The sequence below is a fragment of the Psychrobacillus sp. NPDC093200 genome (assembly GCF_050280345.1).
Lineage (GTDB): Bacteria > Bacillota > Bacilli > Bacillales_A > Planococcaceae > Psychrobacillus > Psychrobacillus faecigallinarum.
Map to the genome: position 1 here is coordinate 36748 of NZ_JBNNVC010000004.1, position 16726 is coordinate 53473.

18 protein-coding genes and 1 other annotated feature are annotated in these 16726 nt (G+C 37.7%); of the genes, 9 read left to right on the forward strand and 9 right to left on the reverse strand.

Features of this window, described 5'->3' with window-relative positions; translation table 11 throughout:
• Positions 1–130: 130 nt before the first annotated feature.
• Positions 131–1411 carry a glucose-6-phosphate isomerase gene (locus ACQKNZ_RS15490; RefSeq protein WP_427660582.1) on the reverse strand — a complete coding sequence of 427 codons (1281 nt, stop codon included), beginning with the start codon at positions 1409–1411 and terminating at the stop codon, positions 131–133.
• Between the two features lie 181 nt (positions 1412–1592).
• On the opposite strand from ACQKNZ_RS15490, the gene ACQKNZ_RS15495 reads away from it, so the two are divergent.
• On the forward strand, positions 1593–2252 hold the full coding sequence (locus tag ACQKNZ_RS15495; protein WP_427660584.1) for a hypothetical protein: 660 nt from the start codon (positions 1593–1595) through the stop codon (positions 2250–2252).
• 289 nt (positions 2253–2541) lie between these two features.
• Entirely contained in the window at positions 2542–3288 is a 747-nt protein-coding gene (locus ACQKNZ_RS15500) for a creatininase family protein (RefSeq protein ID WP_191697552.1), read from the forward strand.
• Between the two features lie 97 nt (positions 3289–3385).
• On the opposite strand, the gene ACQKNZ_RS15505 is transcribed toward ACQKNZ_RS15500, so the two are convergent.
• The 6 genes from ACQKNZ_RS15505 to ACQKNZ_RS15530 form a co-directional block, all read right to left on the reverse strand.
• Entirely contained in the window at positions 3386–4411 is a 1026-nt protein-coding gene (locus ACQKNZ_RS15505; protein ID WP_144539199.1) for a PTS transporter subunit IIC, read from the reverse strand.
• Positions 4412–4648: 237 nt separating this feature from the next.
• Positions 4649–5479 (reverse strand): energy-coupling factor transporter transmembrane component T family protein, encoded by an 831-nt coding sequence (locus ACQKNZ_RS15510; protein ID WP_144539201.1) that lies wholly within the window; start codon positions 5477–5479, stop codon positions 4649–4651.
• On the reverse strand, positions 5451–7184 hold the full coding sequence (locus ACQKNZ_RS15515) for an ABC transporter ATP-binding protein (RefSeq protein WP_144539203.1): 1734 nt from the start codon (positions 7182–7184) through the stop codon (positions 5451–5453). The genes ACQKNZ_RS15510 and ACQKNZ_RS15515 overlap by 29 nt, the downstream gene beginning before the upstream one ends.
• 18 nt (positions 7185–7202) lie before the next feature.
• A complete protein-coding gene (locus ACQKNZ_RS15520; protein WP_144539205.1) occupies positions 7203–7760 on the reverse strand; it encodes an ECF-type riboflavin transporter substrate-binding protein in 558 nt (185 codons plus the stop codon).
• A gap of 45 nt (positions 7761–7805) precedes the next feature.
• Complete coding sequence (locus ACQKNZ_RS15525) at positions 7806–8663, reverse strand: SAM hydrolase/SAM-dependent halogenase family protein (protein ID WP_154312108.1); 858 nt, start codon at positions 8661–8663, stop codon at positions 7806–7808.
• Between the two features lie 73 nt (positions 8664–8736).
• Positions 8737–9009: a binding site (T-box leader), on the reverse strand.
• Positions 9010–9075: 66 nt separating this feature from the next.
• Entirely contained in the window at positions 9076–9624 is a 549-nt protein-coding gene (locus ACQKNZ_RS15530; RefSeq protein ID WP_144539209.1) for a GNAT family N-acetyltransferase, read from the reverse strand.
• Positions 9625–10377: 753 nt separating this feature from the next.
• Here ACQKNZ_RS15530 and ACQKNZ_RS15535 point away from each other — a divergent pair.
• Positions 10378–10827: a GNAT family N-acetyltransferase gene (locus ACQKNZ_RS15535; protein WP_154312109.1), complete on the forward strand. Its 450-nt coding sequence runs from the start codon at positions 10378–10380 to the stop codon at positions 10825–10827.
• Between the two features lie 82 nt (positions 10828–10909).
• Here ACQKNZ_RS15535 and ACQKNZ_RS15540 read toward each other — a convergent pair whose 3' ends face one another.
• Entirely contained in the window at positions 10910–11383 is a 474-nt protein-coding gene (locus ACQKNZ_RS15540) for a nucleoside 2-deoxyribosyltransferase (RefSeq protein ID WP_154312110.1), read from the reverse strand.
• Positions 11384–11492: 109 nt separating this feature from the next.
• Here ACQKNZ_RS15540 and ACQKNZ_RS15545 point away from each other — a divergent pair, with 109 nt between their 5' ends.
• Positions 11493–12047: a histidine phosphatase family protein gene (locus ACQKNZ_RS15545; RefSeq protein WP_427660589.1), complete on the forward strand. Its 555-nt coding sequence runs from the start codon at positions 11493–11495 to the stop codon at positions 12045–12047.
• Between the two features lie 28 nt (positions 12048–12075).
• Here the strand turns inward: ACQKNZ_RS15545 and ACQKNZ_RS15550 are convergent, their stop codons facing one another.
• Complete coding sequence (locus ACQKNZ_RS15550; protein ID WP_144539219.1) at positions 12076–12375, reverse strand: YiaA/YiaB family inner membrane protein; 300 nt, start codon at positions 12373–12375, stop codon at positions 12076–12078.
• A 302-nt stretch (positions 12376–12677) separates the two neighbouring features.
• Between ACQKNZ_RS15550 and ACQKNZ_RS15555 the strand changes: the two genes are divergently transcribed.
• The 5 genes from ACQKNZ_RS15555 (at position 12678) to ACQKNZ_RS15575 (ending at position 16301) form a co-directional block, all read left to right on the forward strand.
• Positions 12678–13364, forward strand: a complete 687-nt coding sequence (locus ACQKNZ_RS15555; RefSeq protein WP_404814910.1) for a GNAT family N-acetyltransferase — start codon at positions 12678–12680, stop codon at positions 13362–13364.
• A 214-nt stretch (positions 13365–13578) separates the two neighbouring features.
• Positions 13579–14424: an alpha/beta fold hydrolase gene (locus tag ACQKNZ_RS15560; RefSeq protein ID WP_191697548.1), complete on the forward strand. Its 846-nt coding sequence runs from the start codon at positions 13579–13581 to the stop codon at positions 14422–14424.
• Positions 14417–15031, forward strand: coding sequence for a kinase (locus tag ACQKNZ_RS15565; protein ID WP_144539225.1), 615 nt, complete (start codon positions 14417–14419; stop codon positions 15029–15031). Before ACQKNZ_RS15560 ends, ACQKNZ_RS15565 begins: the two co-directional genes overlap by 8 nt.
• A gap of 1 nt (position 15032) precedes the next feature.
• Positions 15033–15590, forward strand: a complete 558-nt coding sequence (locus ACQKNZ_RS15570) for a cysteine hydrolase family protein (RefSeq protein WP_191697547.1) — start codon at positions 15033–15035, stop codon at positions 15588–15590.
• 198 nt (positions 15591–15788) lie between these two features.
• Positions 15789–16301 (forward strand): GNAT family N-acetyltransferase, encoded by a 513-nt coding sequence (locus tag ACQKNZ_RS15575; RefSeq protein WP_144539229.1) that lies wholly within the window; start codon positions 15789–15791, stop codon positions 16299–16301.
• Positions 16302–16726 lie beyond the last annotated feature (425 nt).

Here is a 16726-nt window from a genome sequence, read left to right on the forward strand (position 1 = left end):
TAGTGAAAAATTGACAAGCGGTCGGTTTTACCCAATAATCGATCGGTATCAATATTCGGGCGGAATAGCGAAAAAAACGCAAAACACGACCCAAAAAATAAAAATGTAGCCCCAAACAGGGGCTACATTTTTAATATCCAGGCTTTTTAAGGATTTTAAAGATATTGCGTTTATAGTCTTCTACACCTGGCTGATCAAAAGGATTAATATCTAGCAAGTAAGCACTATAAGCACAAGCCATCATGTAAAAGTATAATAAGTGACCGATATGCTTTTCGTCCAGTTGTTCCATCATTAACGTTATTTGAGGAACGCCTCCGGCTAAATGAGCAGATGCTGTTGCTTCGTGACATGCTTTGTTGAAGTCGTGTAAAGTCAAGCCGCTTAAGTAATTTAGTTCATCACGATTATCTTCTGCCTCAAAGACAGTCAGGTCATCTGATGCTTTTTCTACCATTAGAAACGTTTCAAACAGCATACGTTTACCATCTTGGATGTATTGTCCTAAGGAATGCAGATCCGTTGAATATAGAACAGAGGCTGGGAAAATACCTTTTCCTTCTTTTCCTTCACTCTCACCAAATAACTGCTTCCACCATTCTTGGACATACGTCAGCTTTTCATCAAAGGTTGCCATGATTTCTACTGGATAACCCTTATCATATAAATGCTTTCGTATTACAGCATATTTAACTGCAGCATTTGATTTAATATCAAATACTTGTAACTCCTCTTCTGCTTTTTTAGCTCCTGCTATCAATCGCTCAATATCATGCCCAGCTGCTGCGATTGGTAGTAGACCAACCGCTGTAAAAACAGAATAGCGGCCACCAATGTCACCTGGTACCACATATCGTTTATAGCCCTTTTCCTTAGCAAGTGATAATAAAGCGCCCTTTTCCTCATCCGTAGTCACAATGATACGAGATGCTGATTCCTCTCCATAACGTTCCTCCATGTATTGGCGGAGAAAACGGAAAGCTATAGCTGGCTCAGTTGTTGTGCCAGACTTAGAAATAACGTTTAGAGTTACTTCCTTAGAGTCTAGGTAGGCAATCAATTGCTTTAAATAAGACCCACTTACCAATTGTCCTGCGAAGATGACCTCTAAATGGTCATCCTTTTGGAAGGGAGTAGAAAGTGCCTCAAGCACTGCCTTTGAACCAAGATAGGATCCTCCGATTCCAATTACAACTAATACCTCAGAGTTTGAGCGTATTCGATCTGCTGTTACTTTAATATCTTGAAGGAACTCTGGAGTTAGGGAGCTTGGCCAATTCACCCAGCCTAGAAAGTCTGATCCCGTACTCGTTTTTGTTTGAATACCCTCATGAATAGCCTGTAATTTTTCATGTAGTTCAGCTGAAACCAGACCCTGATAGTCCTCTGAGTAATTAACGGAAATGTTCATGAAATACCCCCTTATCTTGCATTATTTAATGTGACTTAATTTTACCATATTCAACTAGAAAAAGTTAAAAAGGAGCTATGAGACTATTGATTGAAATTTAACCTATTCATGCTATTGGCCGAGTTGTCTCTTTTACGAATTGTATATATTGATAGTAGAAATTACAGGGAGGAGGATAGAAATGAAGATAATGCAAATTGACTTGTGGATATCTAACTATGAAGAAACAGTCGCTTTTTATCAGCATACATTGGAGCTTCCTTTAAAGTCCTGGAATGAGACAGAGGCTACATTTCAGGTCGGAAATAGTGTACTTAAACTAATAAAGGATTTGAAAGCGAGGAATTATTACTACCACTTTGCATTTAATATCCATGCTAATATGTTTCAAAAGGCCAAATCGTGGCTTCAAGAACGTGTTACTTTATCGACAGAGGATGGGGAGGATGAGGTAGAATTTGCCGGTAGATTTAAAGCGACATCCTGCTATTTTGAGGATCCTGCAGGGAATATAGTAGAATATATAGCAAGAGATGGTATTGCCCCATCATCGGAATCCACACATTTTTCCACACGAAACGTTATTGAAATTAGTGAAATTGGTTTAACAACAAAGAACATCCTTAATAGTGCTGAGCAAATATTACATTTAGGTATACCTCCCCAAGATGGAAAAATAGTAGACGAGGTAGATTATTTGAACTTCATGGGCGAACAAGAAGATGGAGCATATATCCTGCTTGGACCAGTAGGAAGAACGTGGTTTTTTTCACACAAAAAATCAATTGAATCGCCAGTAACGATCTATACGGATAGAGGTATAATCAGTAATCTTTTGTAGATGATACCTGCTAGCAATAGCAAGTGGTAATACAATTAATCTCTAGTTCCTTTTCTAGTTTAAAAAATCGTATAATACGTTTATGTTGTTAAATTTAGTCAACTCAAATAAGTAATGAAATAAAAGGTATGAACATATAGAAAAGAACAAAAATACTTCATAAATTGATTTTCCTATTGGCTTACGTTCAGTGGGGTAATTGATAAGCTATCATTACAGCAATCGTGTCATTTGTCATGGTTTATCAGTTGCTCTGCTTATACATAAAATAGATTAAAAGGAGAAACCCATGTTAAGTTATAAAAATTCAACTAAAGAGATCAAGGACAGCGGTACAGAAACAGCAATCATATCGCTTGGGGCAACGGAGCAGTTTGGCCCATATTTGCCCATGCACTTAGATACATTAATAGCAGAAGTCTATGCTAATTCCTTTGGAGAAGCTTTACAGGCGTATGTGTTGCCAACTATACCTTTTAACACCTCTGAAGAACATGCCAACTGTATAGGAACTGTTACTGTTAGTCCTAACATTTTGACAGCTATGATTGAAGAGATAATTACAAATTTACATAGACAAGGTTTTAAAAAATTTGTGATTTGTAATGGTCATGGAGGAGCCTACTGGGAATCAGCATTCGTAAAGTATATTAATTTTAAATATCCAGAGTTGCTCGTCATTACTACTCATCGACATTTAGCATGGGAAGAGGCCCTGAAGGAAGCGGGGATAGAAGGACTTAATGAGACTCATGGAGGTCTGCTATCTGTTTGTACAGCCATGTGGCTTTGTCCTGAGTTAGTAAAATTAGAATCCATGGGATCGGACGTTCCTACAGAAAACAACAAATTTGCCGATTATATTTTCTGGGACAAGCTAACTGCGGACGGATGTTGGGGGAAATTTGAAAAGGATCATTACACCCCTGAAGAGCTTGCTAATATAGGGGAAAAATTTTGGACAACGTATATTTCTAAAAGAAGTGAAAAGTTAAACTCCGTAATGGAGGAGGCATATAGAAGGAAAATGACTTAAAACGGGAGAAAGAGAGGAGACCACTTTCTAACGAAAATATTTTTCTTTCCTACCATAAATAAAAAAAGTCATGACAAGTGGTCATGACCTTTTTCTATTACTGAACTTCCATATGTAAATCTCCAGTTTTAGCTAATCCTCGTGCTTTTAACAAATGATAAGCGGTCAAAGAAATAACTGCAGGTAAAATTACTCCTAATACTATATACATCAGCAATACTCCAATTCCTTGGTTTGCTAGAACATTTAGTGGAGCAATAAATGAATTTAGCCCGAGTCCAGCTAATGTGTAAGGTACCTCAAAATTAAATAATAAAATAGCAATTGGAGCGCAAATCACAGAGGATAGAAACGGACCTATTACTAAGCATGGATTTTTCACCAAATTTGGAACTTGTACTTTAGGAGTTAGGAATGATTGTGCAATGTTGGCTCCTAAATCATTTTCTTTAAAGGACATAGCTGTCCATCCTGCAAATTGAGCTGTACATCCTATTAATGCTGCAGCACTTGAAACTGGATCCAGCTGTAAGGCAATGGCAATTGCTGCGGAGGAAGCAGGCGACATAAGAAAAATACTCCAAACGAGAGCAATAACAATGGATCCAACCAGAGGTGATCCTGATACAGAGCTTGCTATAAATCGACTTAATTGTTCTAAAAGAGGAGTAGTTACAGCGGCCAAGCCGACCCCGACAACCCCGCCTATAAGAATTGCTGCAAAAGGAATGGCTAGCATATCCAGTTTTGTTTTCCCTGCAATACGTTTTCCGACCCATATAGCAACAATTGCTGCTAATACTGCACTAATCGGTTGCCCTGTTGTCAGAACCCAAATTCCATCTTGGAGTATTAAAGCATTGGCCCCTATAGTACTACAAGCCATAGCACTAAAAATAACTAATGTATTACCACCGAGCTGATAAGCTATACCTGCCCCTATTGCGGGAGCAAGCATCAATTGAGCTGTTTTTCCAATAGCTGTAAAACCATCCCAGCCTGTAAACGTACCAATTGTCTCGATAAGTAGTCCAATTCCTAATGTTACAAGTACGGCATTTGCAAGTCCTTGTGAGCCTTTATACATTCGATTGATTAAGTACGTCTTAGTTGCCTGTTTCATAGTGAATCCCCCTAATTATATAATATATCGCATGAAATATATTGTTGAAAAAGAAAAAATAAAAAGTCCTTAATGGACTACAGCAATACATTATATTTGAATAACAAATAAATGTTATTCTAAACCGTTAAATTGTTATAATATTAATATAATTTTTATATACAGTCAATACTTATTTTCAGATAAAATAATAAAGAAAAGGGCTACCTTTAAGAGGTGGCCCTTTTCAATCGGATTTTATATAAATGGATTATAAAATCGTCCATTATTTATAAAAATAAATAAAACCATTAATAAAAATAGCATGAAAGATAACAGAATAGCTATTAAATCTCTTCTTCTGAACTCTTTTAAACTGAACCATGATCTTGTTTTAAATTTCCCAAAACCTCGCAGATCCATTGTGTTACTGACAGTTTCTATTCGCTCTAGGCTAGAGAAAATAAGCGGCATTATAATAGATCCAGCATTTTTAATACGGGTATATAATCTTTCGTTGCGAGACATGTCCACACCGCGTGCCTGCTTCGAACGAGAAATTGTTTTAAAATCCCTTTGTATATCTGGGATATAGCGAAGGGCAATAGAAACAGAGTAGGCAAGACGATAGCTTACACCAATTCGGTTTAATGAGGCTGCGAACTCACTTGGATGTGTAGTGACTAAGAACAAAAGAGCGGGAGGGATGACGGCAAAATACTTCAATGTAATATTAAGCTGATAAAATAATTGCTCCTGCGTTAGTGAGTAACGTCCCAGAGATCCTGTGAGTGGATGGGAAGTGCCGTAAATAGTTGTCCCATGCTGGGGGGCAAACAAAAATATAGCTATATTGTTTAACAATAAAAAGACTAAGATGAAACCGAGGACAAAGCTGATATCCTTTAATTTAATATCGGATACATAAAACAATATAAAGCTCCCAAGTAGCAACACCATTAACACTCTTGTGTCATAGGTTAACATAGCCGCAGTGGACCAAAGCAGAAAACATATCAGCTTGGTGGAACCTGTCAGGCGATGGATAATAGAATCACGGTCAAGATAGCTTAGCAGTTCGTTGCCCATTAAAGCGCACCTCCCGATCGTATTGTATAAATTGCTCTACAAAATCAGAGGGATGCTCCATCTTGAGCTGTTTTGCAATTTCGTATAAGGAGGATTCTTTTAAGTTTGCCTCCTGGATTAAGGTAGGGTTAGATAAAATATGTGCAGGGGAATCATCGACTAAAATTCTTCCGTTTGAAAGGACAATGGCTCGATCTGTGTATTCCGTCATTAGGTGCATATCATGGGTGATTAGTATAATTGCTGTACCATTTTTCGCTAAATTTTCTAAGAACATCATTAACTCTGTAGTATGCTTGTAATCCTGCCCCGCAGTTGGTTCATCCAATAAAATAATTGGAGGTTCCATTACAAGGATAGAGGCAATGGATAAACGTTTTTTCTGCCCATAGCTTAAAGCAGCAATTGGCCAATTTCTCAATGGGTACAAACCACAAATTTTTAATGTCTCCTCCACACGTCTTCTCGTCTCTTTATCGGATAACTCGAATTGAGCAAGCCCAAATGCAACCTCATCAAGGACATTTTGTTTTGAAAACATATGATTGGGGTTTTGCAGAACAAAGCCTACGCGATGTGCACGTTCCATTATAGAGTCGTTAATCGCATTGAATCCTTCAAAATAAATAGTACCTTCTGTAGGACGTTCAAATCCACAGATAAGAGAGGAGAGTGTAGACTTACCGGTTCCATTTGCTCCAATAAGACTGATCATTTCACCTTTATGTAATTGAAAGGAAACATTTTTAATAATGTCTAGGCCGTTCCCATAGTGGAAGCTAATATTATCTAATGTCAGTACAGGCTCATTTTTAAAACCTAACTGAATAGGCGAGCATCTTGCATCACTAAATGCTTTTAGTTTTTGATGAAAGGAATCATTCACGATGGAGTCTACCTGAGTTAAGTTAATCTGATCATTCAGTTCACAGCCGGCATATTTCAAAGCTTTAATATAGAGTGGCTCTCGTATCCAGTTATCCGTCAATAATGACCCTGTCAGAAGCTCATTAGGGGTACCATCCGCTATAATACGACCGTGATTCATTAATATAATACGGTCGATAGGCTCAGACAAAACATCCTCTAGTCTATGCTCGACAATAATAATTGTTTTATTAGAATCCACTTGAAGCTGGTGAATCAGCTTCATTGCATCCTTTCCAGATGCCGGATCAAGGTTGGCAAGAGGTTCATCAAACAAAAGAATATTAACGTCATTTACTAAAACACCAGCAAGAGCGACGCGCTGTTTTTGCCCGCCGGAAAGTTCATGAATTCGAGAGTTTAAGTGCTCAGACATTTTTACTAGTGCAGCGGCTTTTTGAACACGTTCATGCATCTTTTGCATAGGAACTGAATTATTTTCCAAAGCAAAGGCTATATCCTCTCCAACTGTAAGGCCGATAAACTGTCCATCTGTGTCCTGTAGAACAGTCCCTACTTCCTGCGAGATAGTAAATAGATCAAGTTCCCTTGTTTCTTTTTCTTGAATGGTAAGATTTCCTGTAATTTCACCTTTATAAGCAAAAGGAACAAGCCCGTTCAAGCAATGAACGAGCGTGCTCTTTCCGGAGCCAGATGGTCCAACGATTGCTACTTTTTCTCCTTCATAAATTGTTAAATTAATGTCATGTAAAGTAGGCTCGGATTGACTATTATATTGAAAGTTAAAGTGTTTAAACTCGATGACTGGCTTTTTCATGTGAATCTCCTTATCTACTTATTCCTCGTAGCTCAGGCTTCCTTTTTTGGTTCTTGTCTTTGCATAAGCAGTAAGCAAGAGTGTGCCAAGTATTGCAACAGTACCAATATTAGAAATAGCGGCTACGATTCCTTGTGTAAATACCTTGTTTGCAGGCTCTGCATAAATGATAATATCTAGTAATGGAGCTACTAAAGCCCATGCAATAGCCTGAACTATGATTTGAACGATATTAAATAAAATAATATGCTTTTTACCAAATTCTCCATCCTCAAAAGAAAACCTTTTAAAATATAACCCGATACCTAATCCTACAATTGCGGATGAAATGACCCAGCTCCACCAAATAGAACCGTAAGAAGTAAGGTCGTTTAAAGCATGACCAAATAACCCGACAAATAAACCTGCTATTGGTCCAAAAATAGCTGAAATAAGTGCTAGAAAACCATAGGATGTTTGAATCGTTGTGTTCGGTATTCCTGTAGGGACTGCTGCAAATTTGGCTAGTATCAAGAACACCGCCGTTCCAATACCTATCGCTACAACAGTCTTTGTTGAAAAGATAGACTTTTTCATTCTTCATTTCTCCCCGTATTTATATTTTAAAACCAGTCATCCTTGTTAATTGATTGCAATAGCAGCTTTTCGAATAGTTATTTCTGTGCTAGAACCAGTGAGAACTTGGTAGGTATCGGCAAAGGAACCTTGGTTTAATGCAATTCCGATATTATCCAGAGAATTCACGTACATGAGAGCTTCTCCGATCCCTGCCGCAGCGAAGGAGCGACCATAGGTGACTATTCCCTCATAAACAAGTTCTCCGTCTATGGTGAGAGAGACTTCAAAGGCATCTCCATAGGTAACGTCCAGCTGTTTAAATTGAAGTCGGCGAATATTGGTCCAGAGATTGCCGAACGGTCGATCAATGACGTCAATAACACCCGTAATGCAGTTATCTTCAATAATTGTTTCCTTAAGTGGTAGCTCCACGATAAGAGAAAGGGGGATAGATGGTCCAATATCCTCCAAACTTATTTCTCCTGCTGCTAAACGCGCTCCTGTATAAGCAAATATATCTCTACCATGAAATGTATGTGATTCTCCAGATTTTGGTAGGCGATTCTTGCTTTCATCAATTTCTCTTACTTCTTTAATACCAATAAATCGGTTAACGTGCGTTAATGTCCCATTGTCCGGAGTGACAATATACTGATCCTTCACTGTTTTCACAACTACACTTCTTCGATCTGATCCAACGCCTGGGTCTACTATGGAAACGAACACTGTGTCACTTGGCCAATAGTTGATGGTTTGTAGGAGACGATAGGATGCCTCCCAAATATTGTACTGAGGAATCTGATGAGTTAAATCGAATAACGGCAGCCCACGCTTCACGCTATTGGCTACCCCATGCATAGCGCTTACTGCCCCGTCGTTAATACCAAAATCTGATTGAAATACTAATAATCCCTCTGTCATGTTTAAACACTCTCCTTATTATTTTTGTGGAGGAGAGCGAATTAAAAAACTCGCCCTCCTCAATCATTGGATTGAAAAGGACGAGATACTCGTGTTACCACCTTTGTTCACTGCTTACTCACATAAGCAGCCTCAGCAGTGCAGAATCCTATTAAGATGGATCCTAGACTGTGGTGTGGATAACGGGTACCAATCCCGCTAGCATCTCAGGCGCAGGTAACTAACTGCACGTTCAATGTAGTGCTCAGAGGCCATTGTTCAAATGGTGTTTTCTGCTTCTTTTCAGCTACCGAAGCTCTCTATGGAGAAATCTACCCATTTTACTTTTTCTCTTCATCGCATTAACTTATTATAGAGAATTTACAATTAATTCTGATAACTGTCAAGTGTTTTTTTAGTACTTTATGATGGGCTATAAAATTGTTGCTTGTGTCTTTTCCCATTCTTCTCTTAAAATACCCATTCGAATGGAGTCATAGTAAACACCATTATATAAGCGTACTTTGCGAATTCGCGCCTCCATTGTCATACCAAGCTTTTCTCCAACCCGAATCATCCGTTCATTACCTGACCAGGTGGTATAGCCTACTCGGACAAGTGGCATTGTGGTAAACAGGTGATTCATCCAAAGTTTTAAAGCACGTGTGCCAAGTCCCTTACCCCAGCTTGGTGCCTCATGGAAACCAATACCCATTTCAAGCCATTTAGAAGGTTCATGTTCCCAATAATATGACACGATACCACGTAATATTCCATCTACCTCGATACCCCAGAACCTTTCGCTGTCTACATAGGTATCTGCTTTTTCCATAAATACATCATAAGGAGTTGGTTTATATTCATAGTAAGGAGCATCCCATTCTTTCCACTCTGGCTTCTCGTCCTTACACATTAATTCCCAAAGTCTAGGTAAATCATTGTATTTAATTGGTCGGATCATTAACTCTTGATCTTGATACATTCTGTTTCCTCTTTTCATTTTTAGTTATGTTTTCATCTGTTTGTTTGATAAGAGAATTTATTATTTATCTACTTTTCAATCACCATTAAATTGTTTTTCATTTAAACCACTCCCTTCATTACTAATAAAATATGTTGAGATAATTTCATTATCAATCACGCACGTACAAAGAGAAAGAACATTCGGGATATATATAAAGTATAATAATTTCCGCTTTAGTCGGACGCTTTCCGTGGGGTGAGCGATAAGCCATCACCGGCGCTGTCGCGCACGTTGTGATGTCTTATCTGTCTCACTGATCCCACAGGAGTCGCCGCCTGTCGCTACAATCAGAGGTGGTGTGGAACTAAGAAAGTCAGATGATAATCTAACTTAGCTATTTAAGCTATTAGTTATATTCCATTTATAAAGGCAGGAACTATAGATGCCGATTTCCGCTTTAGTCGGACGCTTTCCGTGGGGTGAGCGATAAGCCATCACCGGCGCTGTCGCGCGCGTTTGTGATGTCTCATCTGTCTCACTGATCCCACAGGAGTCGCCGCCTGTCGCTACAATCAACATAGAGAATAATATTTCATTCGTGTTTTTTGTAATGATTATTTTTTATGTCCAATTCAATTATATGTCAATTTTAGAAAAATGAAAAAATATTTTGTGCTATAATATTGTTACTTTAATGCAGAGAGGGGATAGTTCTATGTTTTGTATATTTACTTTGTTAGAGGTGAAATATCTAAACTAAGGAGAGTCAAAATGAAATTAGAAACTGAGAGATTAGAAATTATCCCCTGTACACAAGAATCTGCTCAAATAGCAGTGGAGCAGAGTTATGACAACGGTCCACAGATTTCCATGTCATTAGAAATGCTAAAAGCAGATGCTACATCATTGGGGTGGGGGACATGGTTGGTAGTAGAGAAAAGAAATGGCAAAGTTATTGGGGATATCGGTTTTAAAGGGAAACCAGATGCAGATAACCAAATTGAGGTAGGCTACGGCTTTTTAAAGGAACATTGGAACAAGGGATATGCAACAGAGGCAGTAGGTGCAATTATGCAGTGGGCTTTTGCAACTGGCTTAGTGGAAGTGATCATCGCGGAAACACTCCTTGATAATTATGGTTCTATGAGAGTGCTAGAGAAGCTGGATATGAAAAAAGTAGGAACTAGTGAAGAAATGGTCAACTGGAAGCTAGTGAAGTAAAATAAAAAATCCTGTGTGGAAGCACAGGATTTTTTATAAAAAGTTCAATCTCATGGAAATGAATATTAGAACTATATATGTATCAGTTTCTCAATACTCTGCCTAGCTCCTCGATCGAGCTTACAATGACCCCATTTTGCTTAATCAATCCGATGACAAACAGATTTCGATACATAAATTGATTTTCTGTTCCATCTGCTATTAAAGCTTCAATTTTTTTCGTGTTCTCTCTACCTTGCTGGCGTGTATCAGTATAAAGAGCATAAATAGGGCGATCTAACATTGAGAACGCTCCAATCTCAGCTGCAACTCCAGAATCTATTTCCACTCCATCAATCACCGCAACTAAAAAGTCACTTTCCTTTAATGCTTCGATATCTGCACTTGCAATAAGCAAGCTATCTGCATAGGCCATTTTGTCATTGATGGCTGCGTTTTCTTGTGGCACATACAAGTCAACGCCCGGTAGTGAGGCACGAATCTCCTTTGCAACAAGTTCGTTCACTAGGCGATCTCCTAGACCAAATAATCCATTTGCTAAGTAACCTTTTTTCATCATTCATCCTCCATTTCCAACTTTCATTGTAGGCAATTTTAGAAGATATGCATAGAGGTAGAGGAAATTAGGATGGTCTAATAGAAATATTAAGGAGGGGGAATGACATATGAATAACAAGAGAATTTATTTTATTAGACATTGTAAGGCAGAGGGGCAGGAGCCGACTGCCGCTTTAACAAAAGATGGGTTGGAAAGTGCAAAAAATCTTGTGGAAATTTTAAAGGCTTTCCAAATTGACTATCTCATTTCTAGCCCTTATGAACGGGCGATACAAACGATACTGCCATTTTCTCAGGATACTGGCTTGCCTCTCCATATTCATGAAGGGTTAAGCGAGCGTGTGCTTAGTAAAGAGCCTATGGATGATTGGCTAGAGAAACTGAAACGTACCTTTTTACATAAAGATCTTAGCTTTCCTAGAGGAGAGTCTAGTGACGAAGCGCTAAATCGTATAAAAGAGGTCATCAATGAGGTGATAGGAAGGGATGACGTGACTAACGTAGGAATTGTATCTCACGGAAATATCCTTGCTCTTCTCTTCAATCATTACGATAATACCTTTGGTTTTGATCAATGGCTTCAAATGAAAAACCCTGACATCTTTTTGATAGAAAACAACATATTACAACAAGTGGAACTAAAAGAAATCCTGTCTAATTAAAGACAGGATTTCTTACGTGTAGTATTTTTTAAGCTTCTTTATTGCTAGAAGAACTAGAAGGAATTCGGATGTTGCTCATTTGACGCTCCTGTTCTTGCTCCGCGATGATATCGTTGTCCTCCGCATTATCGCGCGTTACTTTTTGAGTTAGAATAGCACCAACAGCCACTAAAATCATTACTGCAATATAATATCCTTTTTCATTAAGCTGCAAATTATCTGCATTATAAAGACCAATACTAAACATAACAACCCCTGCAAATAACGTGAAATAAGCTAGCACTGTAAAAGCCATCGTATTTCTTCTTCTATACCTCTTTGTGTTCATGACATACGCCCCTTTGTATTGGTTGTAATTGTTATTATATGAATTATATTCTAGCATTAATGTATAATAGTGTAAAATATTCTAAAGTATAAGATAATTCTTGGAGATAGATATATTAAAGACAATTTTCACTATAATTCTACTTCTATATAAAACAGTTAGAGAGCTTGCAGTATAAATAAAAAATAAAGGAGAAAAAAATGGAATTCAGGATACCAGAATTTTCGGAGATACAGACACTAACATCTAGAATAAATACTATTCAATCGATACCTAGAAATCCTATGGGAGCACGGATATTGATGAGAGGTAATACTCATGCCTTTGCAGTAAAACATATTCCAGGGCCAGCCTTTAACACGGTTAGGGGTATTAATGATCAGGATTTAGATTACTTAGATGAAATTCTTCACTTTTATAGGGAGCATGCTATTTCGTTTCGAATTGAGGTTACTCCACAAAATAGTTCCGAGTCATTGTTTCTCAGGCTTTCAGAAAAAGGGTTTTATCAATCCGGCTTTCACGCTTCTTTTTTTAGGATTGCTGATAATATAGAAAGCTTTAGCAATCCATCTTCTATAGTGGTACGTCCTCTTCAGAAGGATGAATTCGACTTATTTGCTGCGATTTATGTAGAGGCCTTTGGTTTGCCTTCTTCTATACAAGATGGCATAAAGCAAAACAACCAAGTTTTATTTGATGTACCGGGCTGGGAGTTTTACTTAGCGCTTCGACATAATGTTCCGATTGGCATAGGAGTTATGTATGTGGAGGGGGAGCTTGCCACATTGGCAGCAGCTGCTACTCTACCAGATTATCGAAATTTGGGAGTGCAACATGCCTTGCTGCACAAGCGAATAGAGAAAGCTATCGAAAAAGGGGCAAAATACATTACTAGTGAGGCTGCCTTTGGGAGTGTTAGTCATAGGAACATGGAACGGATTGGTTTGAAGCTCGCCTATACAAAGGCTTTCTGGACAAAGCGCTAGGATTATAGAAGTGAAAGTAGAATTTTTGAGGTTCTCGCTTTATATATAACTGCTACTAGGATTATGTAAAATTGAATCAGATGCCTGTTTGGAAGAATTAGAAACGAAAAATTAATCCACAGTGAAGAAAGGCTGACGATTAATGACAGCTGCTGCTTTTATAAGAAATATACTAGGGATAGTTTTATTTCCCTTATCCCTTTGGAATCTATCGATGAACCAAAAAAATAAAATGACTCCTCCGGGGAAAATAGTTAAAACAGAAAACTCAAGTGTGCACATTATTAAATCAGGTGAGGGGCCAGTCACTGTTATTTTGGAGGCGGGATTAGGTTCTCTCTCTATTGATTGGTGCCAAATTCAGCCGGAAATTTCGAAGCGTGCCAAAGTCTTATCCTATGATAGAGGGAGTTACGGATGGAGCCAATCGACTAAAAAGTATCGCACGGCTCTTGATCACGTAGAAGAGTTAAAGGAAATATTAGTAAAGGTAGACCTTGCTCCACCTTATTTGTTAGTAGGTCATTCCTATGGTGGGCTAATCATGAGGTTGTTTGCAAGTATGCACCCTGAACAAGTAAAAGGTTTAATCCTTGTTGATTCCGTACATGAGAACCAATATATGCCTGGCAATCAAAACAAAGGGTTTAAACATAAGGTTACATTCGGATATGTTATTTCCTTAACTGGCTTCCCGAGATTATTAAAACAAAAGGTAGGACGAAAATTTTTAACTGGTGAATACCAGCGTTATTTAAATTACACTGGGTATACTCTAGGTGCGTACCAAACGATATATCAAGAATATAAGGATAGCCCTATTTCAGCGCAACAACTAAAAGACTCAGCAGCTATTCATAAGGATATTCCGGTAGTTGTCATTAGCTCCAACAATTCCACTAAACAATGGAAGGAGCAACAACTTCTATTAGCGAAACTGACATCGAAAACAGAGCATATTCAAACGGATAAGGGGCATTCCATCCACTTGGAGGATCCTACTGTAGTCACGGACACTATTTTCAAGCTGTTGGAAAGAGAGGCTACAAGTCATGTTTGATATAAAAATGGTTATTTCTGAGATAAAGAGCTTAAGCCGCCCTTTTCTTTTGGGCATAGATGGGTTAAGTGGAGCAGGAAAGACTACCTTTACGAACGAGTTAGTAAAGGAGATAGAGAGAGCAGGACATCGAATAGTAGTAATTCATCTAGATGATCTAATAGAAGAACGAATACGTCGATACAATACTGGAAAGCCCGAATGGCATGAATACTATCATTTACAATGGAATGCTTCAGAGATTCAAGAGAAACTGTTTACGGCTGTTCATCAGAAAGAAAAATTACTTCAGCTTAAGTTTTATAATGCGCATGAAGATCGATGCTATTTGAAAGAGGAATCTATAGAGAATTGTACGGTTGTTTTGATAGAAGGAATATTTCTTCAGCGTAAGGAATGGCGTTCCTTTTTAGACTATGTTATTTACTTGGATTGTCCGAGAGAGCTTCGAAATGAACGGATTTTAATAAGAGAATCCTATACTGGTGACTTGAAGGAAAGAATAAATAAATACGAAAGGAGATATTGGAAAGGAGAAGAATATTATTTAAAAGAAGTAAATCCAATAGAACAGGCAAACATTATAATCAAGAATGGGGAGAAATAGTATGAAGCAAGCATTATTAGTGATCGATGCACAGCAAGATTTAATAGAGGGAAATGAGCAGGAGAAAAGTGTTTTTCAAAAGGAACTGCTAATAGAAAACATTAATCTTGTAATATCAAAAGCTTTGGATTCAGATGCTCAAATTATTTTTGTTAGAGACTTGGATATTGCAGAAGGTAAAGGGGCAGGGTTTGAAGTGCACCAAGCAATAGACATACCTACTGAAGTCACTTTTTTTAATAAAAAGGCAACTAATGCATTCTATGGTACTGGACTAAAAGAATACTTAGCGAAAGAGAATATTCAACATGTAGTCATTGCGGGATGTTCAACAGAGCATTGTATAGATACGGCTGTTAGAACTGCAACGGTAAATGGCTTGGACGTTACTTTAGTTGGCGATGGACATTCGACCGCTGACTCTCCTGTTCTTTCGGCAGAGCAAATTATTAAACATCATAATAAAACTCTACATGGACATTATAATGTAGACAATTTTTCTGTTGTAAGAAATGCAGAGGAAGATCTATTTACACCGACACACGATACTTATAGATAAAAAAAGTAGCTCTTCCCAAATAGGGAGGAGTTTTTGATAGGTAAGATAAGATATTTATGGGTAAGTTCCAAATCGGAAAAATAGGTTCTCAAAAGCTGTATCCTCGCTTTTCTTTTCTAAATTTAATAAAAGGGAAAGAAGAGTCTTCTGGAGAATGAGTAAATATCTAAAGATGTATATCTAATTAGGAGGATTGTTATGTTTAATGAGGTGAAAATAGAGCAATTAACATCTACCGAAGAACATATGGAAGAGCTGTCTGAGTTGCTAATACAAGTAGTTGAAGACGGTGCTTCCATTGGCTTTTTACCTCCACTAGAGTTAGCAAATGCAATGGGATATTGGGAGGATGTCTTGAGACCAGATGTACTGTTATTTGTGGCGAAGAGGAACAACCGTATAATAGGTAGTATTCAATTACATCTTTGTAGCAAGCAAAATGGCCAACACCGTGCCGAAATAGCTAAACTTATGACTCACCCACACTACAGACGAAGCGGTATAGGGCGTCAGTTAATGTTTAAGGCTGAAAATAGAGCTCTGAGAGAAGGAAGGACTTTATTGGTGCTGGATACAAGAGAAGGTGACCCATCAAACAAACTATATACATCACTTGATTATATCCAAGCGGGTAAAATTCCTGATTACGCTGAGTCAGCGGGAGGAGAATTCCACGCTACTGTGTTTTATTATAAAAAGATAAATGAATGAAAATACTGGAAGTGATTAAATAAATACCTAGCTATCCCTTGATTATCATTACATTATAGAAGGTAAAAGGTAACGCATGCTATGAAGTAGCATGCGTTTTTTTATACTCCTAATAAAACTTTAGGCTCACATAAAGTGAAAAAAATAAATAAAAATAGAGAAAAAGGGTATCTTTTTACCTGTTTTATAGGTCGTAAAACAACTTAAAATGACTATCTTTGTAGAAAAGTCAGAAGTTTCAGAGAATCTATTGAAACGAAATACAACGAAAGTATAATTATGGTTATCTTCTGTTACGAAATAATTATAAGTTAACTAGAAGTGGTATAAAAAATAATCTTATTACCTATAAGGAAGAGAGATGATAGTTATAAAGAATTATGTAAGAGCAATTTGAATCATGTAGTTAAGCGCTACTAGAAAGG